A 19,734-nucleotide genomic window follows, 5' to 3' on the forward strand; every position below is an offset into this window, starting at 1 on the left:
GGCCGTTTCTGTCATAAACGTAGTCAGTAACTCGCATTGAGGACTAAGTAGTAAATGGTGCCGACCCGGTGGCACGCCGACCGGACACGCTTTTTGCCTATTCGCCCTTGATGCCTGGCAACGATCGCCCAAGCAACAAGAAAGGGGCTCCAACCGAACGGTTGGAGCCCCTTAGCGTTTACATGCCAAGTGGCGAAGACCAGTCAATGAGACCTACTTGAGAGCCTCTTCCAGCAGAGCCTTCTCCTCAATCTGGTGGACCTTAGCCACACCAGTTGCGGTGGAGGACTGTGCACGGCGGGAAACGCGGGTCAGCTTCGGCATATCCGGCAGAACCTCTGGGAGGTTCAGTGCCAGGAACGGCCACGGACCCTGGTTAGCCGGCTCGTCCTGAACCCAGCGGACTTCCTCAAGATCCGGGTAGGACTCGAAGATGTCGCGGAGGCGGTTGTGCGGCAGCGGGTGCAGCATCTCCAGGCGAGCGATTGCAAGATCGTCGCGCTTGTCCTTCTTACGCTTCTTCTCCAGCTCCCAGTAGATCTTGCCGGAGCAGAGCAGCAGGGTCTTGATGCCGGACTTGTCCTTGGACTCGAAGTTCGGGTCATCGATGACCGAGCGGAACTTGTTCGGGTTGGTGAAGTCCTCGACAGCAGACGCTGCCATCTTGTTGCGCAGCATTGACTTCGGCGAGAACACAACCAGCGGACGGTGCAGGTCGGACAGGACGTGGCGACGCAGCAGGTGGAAGTAGTTAGCCGGCTCGGACGGCTGAGCAACGGTGTAGGAGCCCTCGGCTGCGAGCTGCAGGAAGCGCTCGATACGTGCCGAAGAGTGGTCCGGGCCCATGCCCTCGTAGCCGTGCGGCAGCAGCAGGATCAGCTTGGAGGTCTGACCCCACTTGGCCTCGCCGGAGGAAACGTACTGGTCAATGGTGGTCTGAGCGCCGTTGGCGAAGTCACCGAACTGTGCTTCCCAGAACACTGCTGCGTCCGGGTTACCCAGGGTGTAGCCGTACTCGAAGCCCATGCCTGCGTACTCGGTCAGAGCCGAGTTGTAAATCATGAAGCGACCACCGTTCTTGGACTTACCGTAGGCGTCGATCGGGTTGTATTCCGAACCGTCCTCGGAGTCAATCAGAACTGCGTGGCGAGAGGTAAAGGTACCGCGGCGGACATCCTCACCTGCGAAGCGGACGTCGATGCCAGCACCGGTGAAGGAGCCGATTGCCAGCAGCTCGGCCATACCCCAGTCGATGCCACCTTCCTGAGTCATCTCCGCGCGCTTCTTAGCGACCGGCGCAACACGCGGGTGAATCTTGAAGCCCTCAGGGAGGTTGACGTAAGACTGACCAATCTCGACGATTTCAGCCTTGTCGATGCCGGTCTTGAGACCGTGCGGCAGCGGCTGAGAACCGGCGATACCGGTCTGCTCGCCCGGCTTTGCGTCCTGAGCTGCGCGAACCTCGTTGAAGACCGCTTCCATCTGGTCATGGAAGTCTCGGCGTACTGCTTCGTACTCTTCCTCGGAAATGTCACCGCGACCGATGAGGTCCTCGGTGTACTGAGCACGAACGCTTTCCTTCTCGTCGATGATCTTGTACATCAGCGGCTGAGTCATGGACGGGTCATCGGCCTCGTTGTGGCCGCGCTTGCGGTAGCAGACCAGGTCGATGAAGACGTCCTTGCCGTAGCGGTTACGGTACTCAACAGCCAGCTGGCCGACCCAGACGACAGCCTCCGGGTCGTCACCGTTGACGTGGAAGACCGGGCAGCCGTATGCCTTGGCGATGTCGGTTGCGTAGTAGGAGGAACGACCGGAGTCCGGCGAAGTGGTGAAGCCAATCTGATTGTTCACCACGATGTGGACGGTACCGCCGACCTTGTAACCACGCAGGGACATGAGGTTCAGGGTCTCCTGGACAATGCCCAGGCCGGCGAAGGATGCGTCACCGTGCAGCAGCAGCGGCATGACGGAGTAGCCCTCTTCGCCCTTGTTGATCTTGTCCTGGCGTGCACGAGCAAGACCCTCAACGACCGGGTTGACGGCCTCGAGGTGGGACGGGTTCGCAGTCAGGGTGACGTCAATCTCGCCCTCGCCGAACATCTGGATGTGACGGCCAGTAGTACCCAGGTGGTACTTGACGTCACCAGAACCGCCGACCTGTGCCGGGTCGATGTTGCCTTCGAACTCGGTGAAGATCTGGCGCAGTGGCTTGCCGACGATGTTTGCGAGCACATTCAGTCGACCGCGGTGTGGCATACCGATGACGACCTCATCCAGGCCAGCGCCAGCAGCGGTGTCAATGGCGGAGTCCATCAGCGGAATCAGCGACTCTGCGCCCTCAAGGGAGAAGCGCTTCTGGCCGACGTACTTGGTCTGCAGGAAGTTCTCGAATGCCTCAGCGGCGTTCAGCTTCTGCAGGATGTACTTCTGCTCAGCGTGGGACGGCTTTGGCTGGCCGCCCTCAATGCGCTCTTCCAGCCACTCGCGCTCTTCGCGGTCGAGGATGTGAGCGTACTCGGAACCGACCTTGAGGCAGTATGCGTTCTGCAGGCGCGAGAGAACCTCGCGCAGCGTCATCGTCTCCTTGCCGCCGAAACCACCGACGTTGAAGGTACGGTCCAGATCCCACAGGGTCAGACCGTGCTCCTCAATATCGAGGTCAGCGTGGTTCGGAGCGGAATCATTCGGCTGGTCAGAACGCAGCGGGTCGATATCAGCCAGCAAGTGACCGCGGGAGCGGTAGGCCTCAATCAGACGCATAACGCGGGTGTTCTTGTCGATACCCGTGTTCGGCAGATCCTGTGCCCAACGGATTGGGGTGTAGGGGACGCGCATGGTCTGGAAGATGTGGTCCCAGAACTTGTCGTCGACGAGCAGGTTGCTCATCGTGCGCAGGAACTCACCGGACTCTGCACCCTGGATAATGCGGTGATCGTAAGTAGAGGTGATGGTCACCAGCTTGCCGATGCCCATCTCTGCCAGACGGTCAGCGGAAGCACCAGCGAACTCAGCCGGGTAATCCATGGAACCGACACCGATAATCGCGCCCTGGCCCTTGGTCAGGCGCGGGACGGAGTGGCGGGTACCGATGCCGCCCGGGTTGGTCAGGGAAATGGTGACACCCTGGAAGTCCTTACCGGTCAGCTTGCCGTGGCGAGCACGAACGACGATGTCCTCGTAGGCGTCGACGAACTGCTTGAAGGTCAGGGTCTCACACTCGCGGATAGCGGCAACTACGAGCGAGCGAGAGCCGTCCTTAGCTGGCATATCAATAGCCAGGCCGAGGTTAATGTGCTCCGGGGTAACCAGAACTGGCTTGCCGTCAACCACCTTGTAGTTGTTGTTCATGTCCGGGTGGAGCATGACAGCCTTCACCATGGCGTAACCAATGATGTGGGTGAAGGAAATCTTGCCACCGCGGGCGCGTGCCAGATGATTGTTAACCAGGGTGCGGTTTTCAAACATCAGACGTGCCGGCATATCGCGAACCGACGTAGCGGTCGGCATCTCCAGGGAGACATCCATGTTCTTAGCGATAGCCCGTGCGACGCCCTTCAGAGGCTCCTCGCCGGATTCAACAGCCGAAACCTTGGCTGCTGCATCCATTGGGGACTTCTTTGGCTTCGGGGACGCCGGCTTGTTCGGGGTCTTAGTTGGTTCGACCCCCTTGGATTCACGACGTCCGGTTGCCTTAGCTTCCTCCTTCGTGGCTGCTGCTGGCTTTGCCATATTGGAAAGGTCCTCGCCCTTTTGGGACGGGGTGTGGGTTGCGAAGAATTCGCGCCATTCCTGACCCACAGATTGTGGATCCTTCTGGAATTGCTGGTACATCTCGTCGACCAGCCATTCGTTCTGGCCGAAGCTCATGTCGCTGCTCACGGCAGGTACTCGCCTCTTTTCGTCTTAGTTTTACTAACTCACGTTTATTCTAATTAGCGCAAGTGTCAAAGTGTCATTCAAGGATAACGAAAATTCTGAATTACTACACCGTCGCGCTCCCCATATGGTACTTGCTCCAAAGCTCTGCGTATTGGCCACCCGCCGCTAGGAGCTCGTCATGGGAGCCGTCCTCGACAATACGCCCGTGGTCAAGTACCAAAATCCGGTTGGCCCGAGCCGCTGTAGCCAGGCGGTGGGCCACAATAATTGCCGAGCGTTGACGCGACGCACGGTCAGTGGCTTCAAGGATTGCCGACTCTGTTGCAGGGTCGAGTGTCGCGGTGGCTTCGTCGAGAAGCAGCAGTTCAGGACGCATCATTTCGGCACGAGCGAGTGCGATGAGCTGACGCTGTCCGGAGGAGAGCCCTCGGCCATCTGGGCCGACGGGGTGGTGGAAGCCACCGGGCAGGCTGGCAATGGTGCTGAGGGCACCGACGTTTTTCGCGGCCTGCTGAATTTCAGCATGACTGCTGTCCGGTAGACCGTAGGAAATATTTGTTGCTACTGTCCCCGAAAACAGGTGTGATTCTTGGGGGACATAGCCGAGGGTGCGTCGCCAATCGTTAAGAGGGAAGTCGCGGATGTCAGTTTCGGAGGCTCGCACCACACCGTCAACTGGATCGTAGAACCGAGCAAACAACTTAATGATTGTTGATTTTCCGGCGCCCGTGGATCCGACAATTGCGACTGTTTCTCCGGCAGGAATCTGCAAATCGAGAGCATCGAGAACCTGCGGGCGTTCGTGCTCAGAGTCGGCGGCGGAGTAGGAGAAAGTTACCTTGTCTAAGCGCAGGTCGCCAGCAGCTGCGCGGGACGCGCCGTCAGTAGTGCCGTGATCTGGCATGGGGGCGGTCTGTAGGAGGTCATCAATGCGATTGAGGCCGACCTTCGCCTGCTGGTAGCCGTCGAAAACATGGGACAGCTGCTGAATCGGGCCAAAGAGCATTCCTAGGTACAGCGTGAAGGCGACGAGTACGCCGGGCGTCGTGGTTCCCGAAGCAACCTGTTGGGCACCGACAGCCAATACCGCGGCTGTTGCCAACTCAGAGACGAAGTTGATGCCGGGGAAGAATAGAGCCACGGCCAGCTGCGCTCGCTGACGAATTGCGCGGTACTTATCGGATTCCTCGGCAAAGGAAGATTCGATATCGGCGACGCGGTGGTACATCTGAATCTCGCGAAGCCCACCAATGGTCTCCTGAAAATCAGCGTTGACCAAGGAGAGCTGCTCGCGTGCAAACTTGTATAGGCGCGAGGAGATTCGGCGGAATACCAGGGTGGCCACCACAATGATGGGAAGCGATGCCAACGCCACTGCGGCGAGTGACACCTGTGTGGCAAGCAACAGCGCTGTGACACCGAGCAGAGTAAACGCGGCGATTGCCCCTTCTGCCAGTCCCGTTTGCAGGAAAGAGGAGAGCGCATCGATGTCGGTTGTCATCCTCGTCATGATGGCGCCCGAGCGATTGGCCTCGAAGTAGTTGATGCCAAGCGACTGCAGGTGACGGTAGCAACGCACACGCAGGGCATAGAGCAGCCGCTCACCAGTGCGCGCAGTAATAACAGCATTTGTGGCTACGGCAAGCCAACTGATGAGGACCGTCGCCAAGCCACCTGCGGCGCAGGCCCACAGCACGGCCTCATTGTGCTCACTGATGCCGTGGTCAATGGCGTAGCGCACGAGCATGGGGAACGCCAGATCGGCGACGGCAATGAGGGCGAGCAGCGCAATGACACTTATAAATAGGCCACGGACATAGGACAGCAACCGGCGCAGAGAAAAAAGCTCGGAGTTGTCGAGTGCCGCAGCGGGCACACGCGGTTTTTCGGTAGCGGGTGGGAGGTTTCGCACGCGCTCGAGTAGCTCCGGCGTCGCAGGCGCATTGGCGAGAGCCGCCCCCATGCCACCACGACCGCCGCCGCGGCCACCGGGGCCACCGGGTCCACCTGGACCGCCTGGACCTCCTCCGGCTCGGCCAACCCCGCGGCTCATTTGAGAAGTGGCACCTCCGGGAAGCCGCGCAGCGGTGTCTGGCGTGGAGTTGTCGGAGGTTGGCGCGGATTCGTCGGGCCAGAGTTCCTCGGGGCTGGGGTCTTCGCTGTCGATGGGGTCGAGAACAAGGTTTTCGATTTCGGGGTAGGCGCTCTGGTCGATGTCCATCAGCTCGGTGAAGCGCGGATGAGAAGTAATCAGTTCGGCCTTGGTGCCAATGCCGGTGATGGCACCGTCTTCGAAAATGGCGATGTGGTCCGCCTGCTCGAGAGTGGAAGATCGATGCGCCACGATGACGATAGTCGTTTCCGCCAGCTGCGAGGTCAGCGCGTTGAAGATTTCTAACTCTGTTGCAGCATCGATTGCTGAGGTCGCGTCGTCGAGAACCAAAACTCGAGGACGGGCGAGGAATGCCCGTGCTAACGCGACGCGTTGAGCTTGTCCGCCGGAGAGATTATGCCCGCGCTCGCCGATGGCTGTGTCCCACCCCTGAGGCAGGTCGTCGACGAAGTTGACCTGCGCGGCTGTCGCTGCGGCGACAATCTCTTCCTGGGACGCCGCGGGATTGGCGAATGCGATGTTCTCACGCAACGTGCCCGCAAATAGATAAGGAGTGTCCGGAACGACAGTAATAGCGTCATATACGTCGCTGGAGAGAATGCGCGCGGTATCTGTGGATGTGCCGTGGCTGGGCGCATCGATAGTGATAGTTCCCGAATCCGGCAGATAGTGACGGCCGAGTAACTCCGTGGCGATAGTCTTTCCGGACCCCGGTGGGCCAATCAACGCTAAGGTCGCCCCTGGCGCGACGGAGAATGAGACATCGTCGATAAGCGTGCGTCCGCCACGGCTGTGGGTGACGTGGTTGAAGCTGATGCCAACGGGGCCGTCGGGGAGGGGGAGCGCGTCGGTGGGTTCGGGGTTGTCTGGTCGGGCGTCGATGACATCGGAAATGCGGTCGATGCTTGCCGACGTCAGCTGTATCGAGATGACCATGTTGGAGACCAGACGCGACAGGGCAGTCAGGCTGGTGAGATACGTGGCAAAAGCTACGAACGTGCCTAGGGTGATGTGTCCGTTAATCGCGAGCCAGCCACCGACCGCGATATTTCCGACGAGGGACAGTTGCGGCAACGACTGCAGCGCCGGTTGGAATCGAGCGCTGAGTTTTGCCGCTCGCAGGCGTAGGGAAAAGAGCAGCGACGAGTTACGCTCCATCTTCGCAACTTCGTTGTCACCCTGCGCAAACGCCTTGACAACGCGGATGCCGGAAACGGTTTCCTCGACTTGTCCGGCGATCTCGCCTGCTTGCTGTTGGGCAGCCCAGGTTGCGGCATGGAGTTTGTCACGCGAATTCACCGCAATGTAGACAATCGCTGGCACGACGGCGAGGCCGACCAGTGTCAGGGGCAGCGAGAGGGCGAGCATGATGCCGATAGTGATGAACAGCTTGACGACGGATCCCAGTGTCAACGGCAACATCGCCAGTAGTCCGGACACTGCCTGGAGGTCGGAAATTGACCGTGACACGACCTGGCCGGTGTTGACTCGGTCTTGTGCTGGACCATCGAGGTTTTGTAGGGAGCGAAGGATCTTTAGTCGCAGGTCGTGCTGAACATCAATGGAGAGTTTGCCGGAGAAGAATCTGCGCCCCACCTGGGCGACGAAGCGTACTAACGCGATGGCCAGAAAGACGGAAATGACTGCCTGCAGGGGAGTTAGGGAAGGCAGTAGGCGCGCGGGGACACCGCCATCGGAAGAGCCCGTTGCCACATCAATGGCATCTCTAGTGAGAAGCGGAAGTACGGACTCCAGCCCGACAACGATTAGCGCTGCAACAATGACACCATAGAGCGGTAGTGGCCTGTGAAGAGACTGTTTCCACAAGAACTTCATGGGAGAGGTTCTGAGGGGTTTGCTCTGGGCCATGGTGGGTACCGCTCTTCCATTGAAAAACGTCGCTGAAGGGTAATCGGGGTAAGAGGAACTACTTATTCTTCTTTTTCTTCGGCCACTTCAGCGCCGAGGGAATAGAGAACCTCGATGACTTTGAGTCCTTCTTCGAGTCCTCCGAGGTGTTGGATTTAGCCGGTAGCTTTCGTTCAAAGTCCGACCAATCCTGGGGAAGCGGGCCCAGAGATGCGCGAGTGGAGCTGATAAGAATGCCACCGAGCTTGCGGTTGGCGGAGGCCCCAACCACGGCGCCAATTCCAAATGGCAAAATCTTACCGATGATGGCCAGGCGAGCGTTCTTCATCAAGCGCTTGCGTGCCTCGCGAATCAGCAGGCGGTTTGCTGCACCCAGCTGCGGAACGCCAAGCCGTGGCAGTAGAGAATTTACGGAAGTTTTGGTCTGCTTCCGCAGCGATTCCTCGCCAAGCAGAGAGGCCATAATAGCTGTCCCCTCAGAGCCGCTCATGGCCGCAAGAATCAGCGTGCGACGGCGTTGCGGATCGGTGATGTCAATATTGCGCAGGGTTGCTGAGGCCAGTGTGTACCAGGCTGATGCTTCCAGGAACAGCAGCGATTCACCGGTAACCGCAGCCAAGCCCGTAATCATGCCGACGCCGGGAAGAACCGCACTGCCGCCGGCGGCACCACCGGTGCCGGTGACCAGGTTGAGGTAGTGGGAATCAATACGTTCTTGTACCTGCGCCGGAGTTTCATCTTTTTTGCGCTTGTGCAGGGAACTGACGTACCCGGTGATGGCAGACGACTGCCAGCTCATGGTCTTATCCAGGGTTTGGATAAGAAGGGTTCCCAGTTTTCCGGCATCACGTTCGATCGCTTCGGGGGTTGAGTTCACCGCATCAGTTACTGTGCGAGTTGAATCCTTCTTCGTCTTTTGGAACAAAGTAGTAGACCTCCTAAACGGGTCCGTTGAGAGCCATATGCCCATATAAACACTACTGAGCTGTGGGGAAATTCCGTAGTCGGTGGAAAAATAGACAGGTGTACGGCGATTAACACAGTCGATAGAAGGATGAGACTGGTGAACGATGTCACGCGGGGTGCCGCATTGCCTCCCGAGTACTCCCAGCTTTTGGCGGACTTTCCTCGGTTTTCCGCAGATGTCACGCCTCACGACGGCGCTGCGGAGTGGCACCTTTCTACCGAAGCTGTAGCCGCCGGAATTGAGGCTGGGAGAAAGCTGTTTCCCATGCCCGAGGTTGAGGTGGATACCCGTTTCCAGGCCCAGTTGTGGTGGTGGTCCATGTGCGGAGCATTGGTAGGGCCATCGCTGGCATGCGTGTTGGTGTCCGATCGAGTTCCAGTGTGGCAGTGGTCTTCTTGGCTCACATTTCTTCGAGATGACTATTGGGTTGGGTTCCAAGCTCAACAGTTTGAAAGCATTTCCGCTGAGGATGCGGATGAGCTGAAGGATTCCGGCGAAGCACTGGCTCATTTCTTGGAGCCGTTGGCTCAGGTTGTTGGAGAAGTCGGGGAAATCAAGCCTGCCCCTCTTTGGGCCGTGGCTGCCGATGCCGTAGCTAACGCCGCAATATCCGCCGGTAATGAGCTGATGGAGCCCTGGCGTGGAGCGCTTATTGGCAAACATGTCGTTGAGGGAATACAGCGAGTACATCGGGTCCCTCTTCCTCGTTTCATGGATTCCTGCGGAGGCGAGGTGCGCCCCTGGGATGAAGCCGCTGCTGAATCGGGAGAAGAACCGGACTTCGATGTAGTTACTCACCTGGAGAGGGCTACTTGCTGCATGATTTATCACAGCCCAGATGCCGATCTGTGTGTCTCCTGTCCAAAACGTTCTCGTGAGGAACGCCATCAACTCTGGGCACGCTACTGAGCGCTCTGTTTTCGAGAATCGACAGCTGGCGGCCTGCTCCTCAACCGACCGCGTTGGCGGCTTTGCAGCAGCACGCACGCTGCCGGCGCGATCTTTCGCAGCAATTGCCGGGGGCATGAGCCACCCCATGATTGCGCGTTTGTCGCTACGATTGGCTGCGGGTAGAGGCCAATTATCTTTCAAGGGAGGATTCCACCCATGAGCTTTTTCGAGCAGATTGCTGCGGCACTGGACCGCGAGGGCATTGAAAGCCGTGTCAACGATGACACCCTCTTCGTTCCCATTACCTCTGACCTGGAGGTTCAGTTCGTCACCATTGATGAGGACATCCCGGCTGCCGAAGTTTACGTAGCCGCTGCCGATGTGGATGATGAGGACGACGAGTTCGAAGCTGTTCTGGTCTCCGCTGTATTCTCCGTCGAAGACGCCGTCGCGGCAGTCGCCCACCATGTAGCTACTGACCAGGTTGTTGGCCTGCTGCGCACTCTGCTCGATGGTGATGATGACCGCATTGCTGACCTGGAGTTTGAACAGGACCCCGAAGAGGCAACCTTGGTCACCTCCGAAGTTGGTACCTCCTCGTTGGTCCAGGTTTTGGTAACTGCCCACAACAACGAGCCCAGCGCACACGTCCGCTTCATCTCCCAGGACGCGAACTTGGACGACATTGTCGACCAGGCCATCGCAGAGTTCTGGGACTCGGACACCGAAACGGTTCTCACCGATGATGACCGTCGCAAGATGTTCGCTGACCTCTACTCTGACATCCAGACCTTGCGCAATGAGGTTCTGACGCTGGGCACCTTCAAGGACTTTGACAAGCTGATGGATGTCCTTGCGCTCGTGGTAGACCGCGCAGAGGAATGGGAAGATCAGCTGGCACCCGTCGATGACGGGTACGCGGAGTATATCTACTCTGATCACGTTGCCTCCTTGGACGGGGATGATGATGACGATGACGACGATGATGACCTCTATGACGATGGCGACTATGACGACGAGGACGACGAAGAAGGCGACGACAGCGAGTAGCCGTACTGTGGCAGCACTGTGACCAGTGCTAAGCCGCTGATGGGCGAGAAGAAAAGAGCTCGTTAGGACACGGCAGTGGCCGCGCGCCCCTGGTGCCAATCCAGCTATAACGGCGCCCGGGGAGTGCGAGGTCAGTGCCGTTTTCGTGTATCTTGCTGCAGTCCTGCGCACGATGGAGAGCCTCAGCCACAGCCCGAGTACGTCGGCGGTTTTCTTCCCGCGTCCGATTCGAACCGCCAATTCCGCGGAGGACTACCTCCGATGAGGATGCCACCTTGACGGAAACGGAGTACATGAACATGGGCTCATCCTTCAGGATGAAGTATTCCGCGTGCACGTCGGCAAGCTGAGAGACCAGTGCGCGAGGAAGCGCTATCCGCGACGCGCGGACGGTGACCACAGGCCCGTCGGGAAGCGAAAAGGTGTGATCTAGCGCGCCGGGCGAATGCCTACGGGCGATGGTGGGGTGGCAGAGGATTGTGCGGATGAGGTCGAGGTCTTCGAAACATTCTGCACGGTAGGTAGCGGATAGTGGGGGAAGAGCTAGGCGGCGATGAATGGGAAACTCGTCTGCTGTGTTCATGGCTCACAAGTTATCGAACACCCCGGACTCGCATTTTCGAACATATAGAACTAATGTTCGAGATATGTTTAGCATCAATTGGCTACCCAAGTGGGGGTAGTCAATTGGCTAGGTGCCTGGTGTTATTGCAGGGACATGTGGGGTTGTGGAAACGATTCGATAACGACTTTTGTAAAAGTCCAAGAGTCTGAGAAAACGCTATTTCTGGGGGTGGGGTGGTGGATTAGTGTGGGGGATGGTCCTAAAGGAAAACTAAAAATTTGAAAGATTCGTCTCAATGAAGCACGCAAGAAGTCGAATGGCGGTATCGGCTTTCGCAGCACTTTTGTCCTTAGCAGCCCCGGTCGCGGCACATGCTGTCGTGGTTGGTCCGGGTGACCCGATTCGAACTCCCATGGAGGGAAGCCCGTGGGATGGGCACCGAAATGTCAACTCGCCGATGTGTTCGGCGGGTGTTCCGGGAACGGTGACGGACCGCAATGGGGAAAAGCATCGGGTCATGTTGACCGCAGGGCACTGTGTGAATGATGCTCCGGATGTGGGTCTGCCAATCGTTACCGGTGAGGTGTATGTGCCAACCACCGAAGGCGATAAGCGCATTGGTACGACAGGTGCTCACCGTTGGGAAGTGCCGCAGGAAGATGCCGGACTGGAGTCGTTGCCGGCGGCCTTTAATGGTGCAGACTATGGAGTAATCAACCTTGATCCAGACGTAGAAACTACCGGCGCAAGTTACTCCATCGATGAAAATGGTCAGAGCTACGGGGAGCCTGTAGCGATGACTGGCATTCAAGACAATGAAGATCTGCCGCGTGGCGAGGTCTCCTTCGATAATTTTGGCAAACCTATCTGTAAGGACGGCATGCGTACCGGACGTGCCTGTGGCTATCAGGTATTCCGGGCTCGAAACGGCATTTGGACGGTTGGTATCGGCGTTGACCACGGTGACTCGGGCGGAAATGCCTACGATCCGACCACAAATGAAGTTATTGGCGTGAATTCGATGACCTTCGGTCCGGTCTCGCGTGTGATGCCCGCGGATATTGCCATCCAGGAGGCCTACGGCATTCCCGACGGTCAAGTAAACGACCACTTCGAGGTATCGGATTCCACGGCTCAGCGCGACTCCACCTATCGCACCCTCAACGAGGATATGGCGGCGGATCAGGAGTACGCCCGGACGCAGAATTCGCAGGGTTCTCAGGAAGGTTCTGTACCGCAGTTAACTGATCTTGTGGACCAGTTGCCGCAGTCGCCGCAACTGCCTGAGCTGCCACAATCGCCCCAATTGCCACAATCGTCACAGCCGTTTGAGCTGCCTCAGTTGGCAGAAATTCAGCTTCCAAGCTTTGAGGGCTAGCACCAGTCTGAGAATCTGACAAAAATCACCCCCGAACCGTTAAGAGAGCCAGAATCATCCAAGGCGGATGGTTCTGGCTCTTGCATTGCTGTTGAACAAACTTTTTGATGCGTAATGCGCGTGCCGTGAAGGCGATTGAACGGTTCCTCGACTGAGAATTTCACCCTAGGTTCCATTTTTGGAGAGCTTTGTAAAGGTGTCCCTAATACACTGAGAGGGACAAGTTTTCTGTACAGAAATGGAGTAGCGCACACTATGGTCAGTTCGAAGAAGGTCGCCACACTTACGGCTGCACTGTCGGTAGCTGCAGGTGGCTTTGTGCCCGGAATCGCGGTAGCTGAGGCTGCACCGGCAAACTCGGATGTTGTCATCGGCCCGGGCTCGCCGTTGCGAATGCCGTTCCCGAGCAGCAAGAACATCGATGGACGTCATGTTCAGTCCCCGATGTGCTCTCTGGGAGTTCCTGGCACCGTTGTGGATCAGAATGGCGTTTCGCATCGTGTCATCATGACTGCCGGCCACTGTGTTGTGGCGAAGGATACTGAAACCGGCGAAGAGGTCACCGGCCAGTTCTTCATCCCAACCAAGGATGGCGACAAGCTGGTCAACAAGGACTACATGGGCACCGATGTCATGCCGGAAGAGGGTGACTTCGACGAAAACACCACTATGCCGGAGTTCTTCAACGACCTCTTCAATAGCGGTGACTACGGCATCATTGAGGTTCAGGACGACATCAAGACCACCTCTATGTCCCACTCTGTTGATGAGTTCGGCAACGTCCACGGCGAGCCGGTTCAGATCGTCGGTATCGAGGACAAGCGCACTCTCGAGCCGATGGAGATTTCCTTCGACAACCTCGGTGAGCCCGTGTGCACCGACGGTTCCCGTACCGGCCGTGGCTGCGGCTTCCAGGTCTTCCGAGTCCGCAATGGTGTCTGGGCTATCGCTCCGATTGACCACGGCGATTCGGGCGGAAACGCTTTCAACCCGGAGACTCGCGAGGCCATTGGCGTTAACTCCATGGGCATCGGCCCGCTGAGTCGCTTCCAGCCGATTGACGTTGCTCTTGAAGAGCAGTACGACATCCCGGACGGCCAGGTCAACGAGCGCTTCAAGGTAGAGACCTCCACTGAACCGCAGTCCGAGTTCCGCACGATTGACGAGGACTCCCAGTACACCAAGCAGCACGTCCCACAGGAAGAGCCGGAGCTGGGCCCGATTGGCGAGCTGCTCCCAGAGGGCGTCGAGGTCCCGCCGGAGATTGCCGACATCATCTCGGAGAGCCCGTCTCTCCCGGAGCTGCCGATTCCGGAGCTGTCGGGTGCGACCGCTCAGGCAACGCAGTCTGTCAGCAACATTTCCTCGCAGGCGAACCTGCCGAGCCTGTTCTAATCAGGTCACCGCAGTCTCGTAGATAGGGCGTTCGCTTTACGACGCTCCGTTCAACCCCCTATTCCGCCACAGTGGCGGGGTAGGGGTTTGGCTTTCGTATTTTGGCCGCAAAATTATATAAGCTAAACGCACCAGCATACGAAAAGAGATATGCAGGAATCGAGTGATGGGACATTTTTTGCTATGAAGAGCTTTTCGACTGAGCTAGGCTATGACGATTCTGATGTGGAGTCAGTTGTAAACTACGCCGAAAAGATAGTCGGAAAATCTCTTCGAGAGGCACTTGGTGTCGAGGATTTGGATGATCCGAGGGTAAAGCGAGGGGCATTCGGTTCCGCGTTAGAGACACTCTATTTCAAGATTCCGGCTAACAGTAATGCAGAAGCAGACTTTACAAAAATAGGCGTCGAACTAAAAAGTACGCCGATGAAATTGACTAAAAAAGGTGATTATTCCGCAAAGGAACGTCTTGTCCTTTCGATGATTGACTACTTTTCACTCCCTGAGGAACAGTGGGTTGAGTCGCATCTGCTGGCCAAGATTAGCCGCATGCTATTAGTGGCATACCTTTTTGAAAAGGATAAGAATCCTGTCGATTACCAGGTTCTTCTCGCGAAGCTTTGGGAACTGTCGCAGGATGACATTGTCCAGCTTCGCAGTGACTGGGAATTGATTCAGGAGAAGGTCCGACGAGGACAAGCGCACACCATTTCATCTGGTGACACGATGTACCTGGAAGCCTGTACTAAGGCAGCGAATAGCACGATTACGCGGAAGCAGCCATTCTCGGATGAGCCGGCGAAGCCTCGGGCATGGGCCTTTAAGCGGAGTTATATTGATGTCATTCTCAACGGCATGCTTAATGCTCAAGAGATTGAACGAAAGCAATCAGAAGCAGATATGGATTTGCTTGGGCTGGTAAAGAAGCGATTCGCGCCGTATATGAATCGTACCCTTACTAGCTTGGCTGAAGGCTTGGGTTACAGTAACACCCGCCTTCCTAAGCATATTGGCAGTCTTATTGTTAAGAGTATTCTCGGTGTGGACAAGGAATCTGAAATTGCTGAGTTTGTAAAAGCTGGGATCGTCCCTAAGGTTATCCGTTTGAAGAGAAATGGAAAGCCCAAGGAATCCCTATCTTTTCCAAGGTTTTCCTACCGTGATTTGGTGGAGCAAGATTTCGAGCAAAGCGAGTTCAGTGAGCAGTTGGCGCAGAAGTACCTTTTTGTTGTCTTCTGCGAAGATGAGTCGAATCTTGGAGAGTTTCGACTAGCGGACGTACTGTTTTGGCAGATGCCTGACTCTGACTTGGTAGAGGCACGTGCATGTTACGACCTGATGCGGGAGCGTGTAATCGACGGGCGCGCTAGCGAGTCGGTTAAGAGTACGGAGAACCGTTGCTGTCACGTTCGGCCGAAGGCTCGAAACAAGGCAGATACAGCTGTTACTCCGCGAGGTGAAACTGTGGTCAAAAAGTCCTTTTGGTTGAACGCGGGGTACGTGGGTGATGAGATCAGTCGGGTTCTAAATTCCTAGAGATTTAGAAATAGTGTTCGAATAAGGCGGCGGTTTTGGTTAACTATCGGCCAGTTTGATCCGGCCTCTGTGTCATGGTTAGAATCACTCTGACGTATCAGAACACAGTAGCGATTGGAGAAACGTGTCTGATAAAACCATTCGCGTAGCCGAATTGTTCGCGGGAGTAGGTGGCTTTCGCCTCGGCTTAGACGGCTATCAGGATCAAAGCGACGGTATAGCATCTCTTCCGGCGGCAGGACCATTTGAGACCGTGTGGGCTAACCAGTGGGAACCACCAGGAACTCCAGCTCGCCAGTTTGCATGGCGCTGTTATGTAAACAGGTTCGGGGAGAACAGCTGTGTGAATGAAGACATCAACGTTGTTCTCGACAATGCGGAAGCCGGGCTGTTCGAAATTCCCGATGTAGACATGGTTGTGGGAGGGTTTCCGTGCCAGGACTACTCAGTTGCCAAACCGCTATCGCAAGCAGGTGGGATTGAAGGGAAAAAAGGTGTCCTCTGGTGGGATATCTACAGGTTCCTTAAGCTAAAGAGCCCCAAGTATGTCTTGTTGGAAAACGTTGATCGATTGCTGAAGAGCCCTGCTACTCAGCGAGGTCGCGACTTTGCAATTATGTTGTCGTGCTTCGGTGACCTCGGCTACTCCGTCGAGTGGAGGGTGATTAATAGTGCTGAGTATGGTTTTCCGCAGCGACGTAAGCGGGTCTACATCTATGCAGTTAAGAATCCCGGCACCTGGGAATTAGAGCAGCGCGCTAAGGATGGCATCATGGCCGCGGCTTTACCAATTGAGGAACCTCTGCATTTCACAGAAGTTGTGATTCCAGAGGATCCATATGAAGCAACAAAGACGTTTTCACTAGGTGCCAAGAAGTCTCCATTCGAAACTGGAGGCATAATGCAGAACTTCAAGGCGCTGACATTTTCTGTGGTTGAGTCCTATGATGGGCCTCGACAAGTTCTTGGGGATGTCCTTGTTGATGAGTCTGCTGTTCCAGATTCTTTCGTTATTCACGCGGATGAAGTTCATAAGTGGGAGTATCTGAAGGGTTCAAAGCGCGAAGAACGAGTCAATAAAAAGACTGGTTTTACGTATTTGTACAGTGAGGGGAGTATGTCCTTCCCGGACTCGACGGAAAAGCCCTCCCGAACGATTTTGACTGGTGAAGGCGGAAAATCGGCCTCCCGTTTCAAGCATGTGGTTAAGGTGGATGGAAGACTGCGTCGTCTAGTTCCAGATGAACTGGATGCTCTGCAAGGATTCCCTAAGGGATGGACGGACACAGGAATGACCGACGGCCATCGTGCCTTTTGCATGGGTAATGCACTAGTAGTTGGAATTCCTCATTTGATTGGCAAAGAGTTGGCCCGGCGAATTGAAAGTGAAATGGGCGACTCTGACTAGAGGTTTTAGAAAGGACCGTTACCTTGTCAGCTTCCCGTTCGCGCGACCTGCTTCGTCGTAAAGCAAAGTGCGAATCTCAGCCGGATATCGCATCGGAGGTGGGAAGCAAACCACAAGGTCGGGATTCTTGGCAGGGTGAATTAGACGGGACTAAACAGCCGATTCCGCGAGAGATTTGGATTCTGGTCAGCGCTGCGTTCATCATTGCGCTGGGCTTCGGTCTGATTGCACCGATCTTGCCGCAGTACGCGCGCAGCTTCGATGTGGGGGTGTTCGCGGCCAGCTTCGTGGTCAGTTCGTTCTCCATTTTCCGGCTAATCTTCGCGCCGGCATCGGGCTCACTGGTAGAGAAGCTCGGATATCGACGCACGTACCTAACCGGCATCAGTATTGTCGCGTTCTCGACTTTGCTTGTCGGTATTGCGCAGACATATTGGCAACTGCTGGCGTTTCGTGCGCTCGGAGGCATCGGTTCGACGATGTTTACGGTCTCGGCAATGGGGCTGATTGTGCGGATTTCACCGCCGGAGATCCGCGGTAAGAGCTCGGCCGCCTACGGCACAGCCTTCCTGTTGGGCAATGTCTTTGGCCCGATCATTGGTGCTGCAATGGGCGCATGGGGCATGCGGATGCCGTTTTTCATCTACGGTGGGGCGCTGATCGTGGCAACGATTGTGGTCGGCATGTCGCTGAGTGCGGAGCATCTTCGCCATGTAGTGCCCAAGCGCACGACCCCGGTGCTGAGGTTCTCCGAGGCAATCCGTGACTCGGCATATCGGAGCGCACTAGTCGGAGCCTTCGCCAACGGTTGGTCGAACTTCGGTGTGCGCGTCGCGATTGTCCCGCTGTTCGCCGCGGCAACGTTTTCCCATGTTGGCACCCCAGAACCGGGCAGCGATGGGGCAGTAGCCGCCACTGCCACAGCTGGTTTCGCGCTGACGGCCTTCGCGCTCGGCAATGTCACGGCACTGCAGTTTTCCGGCCGTCTCTCCGACCGCATCGGCCGTCGCCCTCTGCTCATCACGGGCCTGTTCATCAACGGCGTGTTCACGGGCGCTATCGGATTTAGCAGCGGTGCCATTCCGCTACTGATTCTCTCCGTCCTCGCGGGTTTCGGCGCTGGCATGATCAATCCATCGCAGCAGGCCGTGCTTGCCGACGTCATCGGCGCCAACCGCCAAGGTGGAAAGGTGCTGGCCAATTTCCAGATGGCTCAGGACTTCGGAGCGATCTCTGGCCCGCTGATTGTCGGCGCAATTGTGGATGCCGCAGGGTTCAAGGCCGGTTTCTTTGTTTGCGGTGTCATTTCGCTGGTCGCAATGGTGGGCTGGATCTTCGGGCGAGAGACTCTACCAGCCCACTCGTCGAACAGCGGAGCCAAAGAAGCCGAAGCAAAAACAGCTTAAGCAGAAGCGGATTTGCTAGTTTCCTTGCCTTCATCGACCTTTCGGCAAATAGCCACATAGATAGCGCCAGTAATGTTATGCACCACAGCGGCCACCGCGCCGGGAAGCGCTGCCTCCGGGGTAAAGAACTTCGCTGCCATACCGGAGGACAGGCCAGCGGACTGTGTGCCGACCTCCACGGCCACCGTGCGCTTGCCCGCAGTCGGCATCCCCACCAGCTGGCCTGCAAAGAAGCCGAGCACGTAGCCCAGAACGTTGTGGATGATCACAGCCACAAACACAATCAGGCCAATGTTCGCCAGGCTCTCAGCGTTCTTGGCCACGGCACCGAAGACCACGCCACCGATACCGAGAATAGAAATCCACGGCAGGATTGGGAGGATCTTGTTAATAAAGGTATCGGCCACAAAGCGGATAATCAGACCGCCAATCACTGGCAGGAGGACTGTCTGACAGAGGCTCCAGGCCATCCCGAGGCCGTCGACCTCCGTGTGCGCGTCGGCAAGCACGAGCATAAGAAACGGCGTCATAATCGGCGAGACCAGCGTCGACACACTGGTCATGGCGACGGACAGTGCGACGTCACCGCGTGCCAGGTAAGCGATGACGTTCGACGAGGTGCCGCCGGGGACGGATCCCAGCATCAGCAGGCCGACGGCGAGTGCCGGGTTGAGGCCGAGGGCTTTCGCCACGGCAATCGCTAGCAGCGGCATGATGACAAACTGAGCAATGACGCCGAAGAGAATCGCCAACGGGCGCTTAGCGACCTGCTTAAAGTCCGGGATGGTCAGGGTGAGGCCCATCGCGAACATGATGATCATCAGGAAGTACGTGATGTAATCCGTCAGCGGAGTAAACGGGGCGGGGAAGAAGAATGCCAGCGCCGAACCCGCCAAAATAAAGCCCGGAAACCCGAGAACTTCAATCATTGCCGAGAGCTTCGACGGCTGTGTATCCGGCTGCCCGCCATTCCCAGAAAACTCGTCGGGATAATGTGGTTTTAGCGGGGACTGCCGGGGCGATGACGGCTGCGGTTCAGATGAATTACTATTGCTGGGCATTTTCGAGCGACCTTGGGTTTATACGTTGTGTAGTTGCAAAAGTCCGCCGAACGGTGGGTGTTCCACGGCGGAAAATAGCTGATATGTGTACAAACTTGTAGGGAAAATGTTAGCCACCTCACCCCAGGAAATTACAAAATAGGCACCCCGAAGTGGGTGCAATGCGCTCGCTTAACGACGGCCCCGGCGCCGGGGCCTCATCCAAGAAATCGA

12 protein-coding genes are annotated in these 19,734 nt (G+C 56.8%); 7 read left to right on the forward strand and 5 right to left on the reverse strand.

The genetic code is table 11. The features are described 5' to 3' along the window. Positions 1–213 precede the first annotated feature (213 nt). From CHU70_RS08050 to CHU70_RS08060, 3 genes are all read right to left on the reverse strand, one after another. A complete protein-coding gene (locus CHU70_RS08050; protein ID WP_048732838.1) occupies positions 214–3,882 on the reverse strand; it encodes a multifunctional oxoglutarate decarboxylase/oxoglutarate dehydrogenase thiamine pyrophosphate-binding subunit/dihydrolipoyllysine-residue succinyltransferase subunit in 3,669 nt (1,222 codons plus the stop codon). Between the two features lie 103 nt (positions 3,883–3,985). Further along, a complete protein-coding gene (locus tag CHU70_RS08055) occupies positions 3,986–7,831 on the reverse strand; it encodes an ABC transporter ATP-binding protein (protein WP_187269738.1) in 3,846 nt (1,281 codons plus the stop codon). A 91-nt stretch (positions 7,832–7,922) separates the two neighbouring features. Next, positions 7,923–8,789, reverse strand: coding sequence for a hypothetical protein (locus CHU70_RS08060; protein ID WP_038628387.1), 867 nt, complete (start codon positions 8,787–8,789; stop codon positions 7,923–7,925). A gap of 129 nt (positions 8,790–8,918) precedes the next feature. Between CHU70_RS08060 and CHU70_RS08065 the strand changes: the two genes are divergently transcribed. Together CHU70_RS08065 and CHU70_RS08070 are read left to right on the forward strand one after the other, a co-directional pair. Further along, complete coding sequence (locus CHU70_RS08065) at positions 8,919–9,740, forward strand: (2Fe-2S)-binding protein (RefSeq protein WP_222865052.1); 822 nt, start codon at positions 8,919–8,921, stop codon at positions 9,738–9,740. A gap of 198 nt (positions 9,741–9,938) precedes the next feature. Further along, entirely contained in the window at positions 9,939–10,772 is an 834-nt protein-coding gene (locus tag CHU70_RS08070; protein WP_048732832.1) for a hypothetical protein, read from the forward strand. A 28-nt stretch (positions 10,773–10,800) separates the two neighbouring features. On the opposite strand, the gene CHU70_RS08075 is transcribed toward CHU70_RS08070, so the two are convergent. Next, the gene (locus CHU70_RS08075; RefSeq protein WP_070429349.1) at positions 10,801–11,355 is read right to left on the reverse strand and encodes a hypothetical protein; all 555 of its coding nucleotides are present in this window, start codon (positions 11,353–11,355) and stop codon (positions 10,801–10,803) included. Between the two features lie 277 nt (positions 11,356–11,632). Between CHU70_RS08075 and CHU70_RS08080 the strand changes: the two genes are divergently transcribed. The 5 genes from CHU70_RS08080 to CHU70_RS08100 all read left to right on the forward strand — a co-directional run bounded on the left by CHU70_RS08080 (position 11,633) and on the right by CHU70_RS08100 (position 18,460). Continuing rightward, on the forward strand, positions 11,633–12,715 hold the full coding sequence (locus tag CHU70_RS08080) for a S1 family peptidase (RefSeq protein WP_242451380.1): 1,083 nt from the start codon (positions 11,633–11,635) through the stop codon (positions 12,713–12,715). Between the two features lie 255 nt (positions 12,716–12,970). After that, positions 12,971–14,110: a trypsin-like serine protease gene (locus tag CHU70_RS08085; RefSeq protein WP_242451381.1), complete on the forward strand. Its 1,140-nt coding sequence runs from the start codon at positions 12,971–12,973 to the stop codon at positions 14,108–14,110. Positions 14,111–14,260: 150 nt separating this feature from the next. Further along, entirely contained in the window at positions 14,261–15,646 is a 1,386-nt protein-coding gene (locus CHU70_RS08090; protein WP_069358841.1) for a Sau3AI family type II restriction endonuclease, read from the forward strand. A 124-nt stretch (positions 15,647–15,770) separates the two neighbouring features. Next, the gene (gene dcm, locus CHU70_RS08095) at positions 15,771–17,054 is read left to right on the forward strand and encodes a DNA (cytosine-5-)-methyltransferase (protein ID WP_069358840.1); all 1,284 of its coding nucleotides are present in this window, start codon (positions 15,771–15,773) and stop codon (positions 17,052–17,054) included. A gap of 23 nt (positions 17,055–17,077) precedes the next feature. Beyond that, positions 17,078–18,460 (forward strand): MFS transporter, encoded by a 1,383-nt coding sequence (locus CHU70_RS08100; RefSeq protein ID WP_070429347.1) that lies wholly within the window; start codon positions 17,078–17,080, stop codon positions 18,458–18,460. Here the strand turns inward: CHU70_RS08100 and CHU70_RS08105 are convergent. Next, the gene (locus CHU70_RS08105) at positions 18,457–19,389 is read right to left on the reverse strand and encodes a bile acid:sodium symporter family protein (protein ID WP_070429346.1); all 933 of its coding nucleotides are present in this window, start codon (positions 19,387–19,389) and stop codon (positions 18,457–18,459) included. The two genes, CHU70_RS08100 and CHU70_RS08105, sit on opposite strands and share 4 nt — an antisense overlap. Positions 19,390–19,734: the final 345 nt, after the last annotated feature.

It is taken from the genome of Corynebacterium sp. LK10 (assembly GCF_008042455.1).
Lineage (GTDB): Bacteria > Actinomycetota > Actinomycetes > Mycobacteriales > Mycobacteriaceae > Corynebacterium > Corynebacterium jeikeium_D.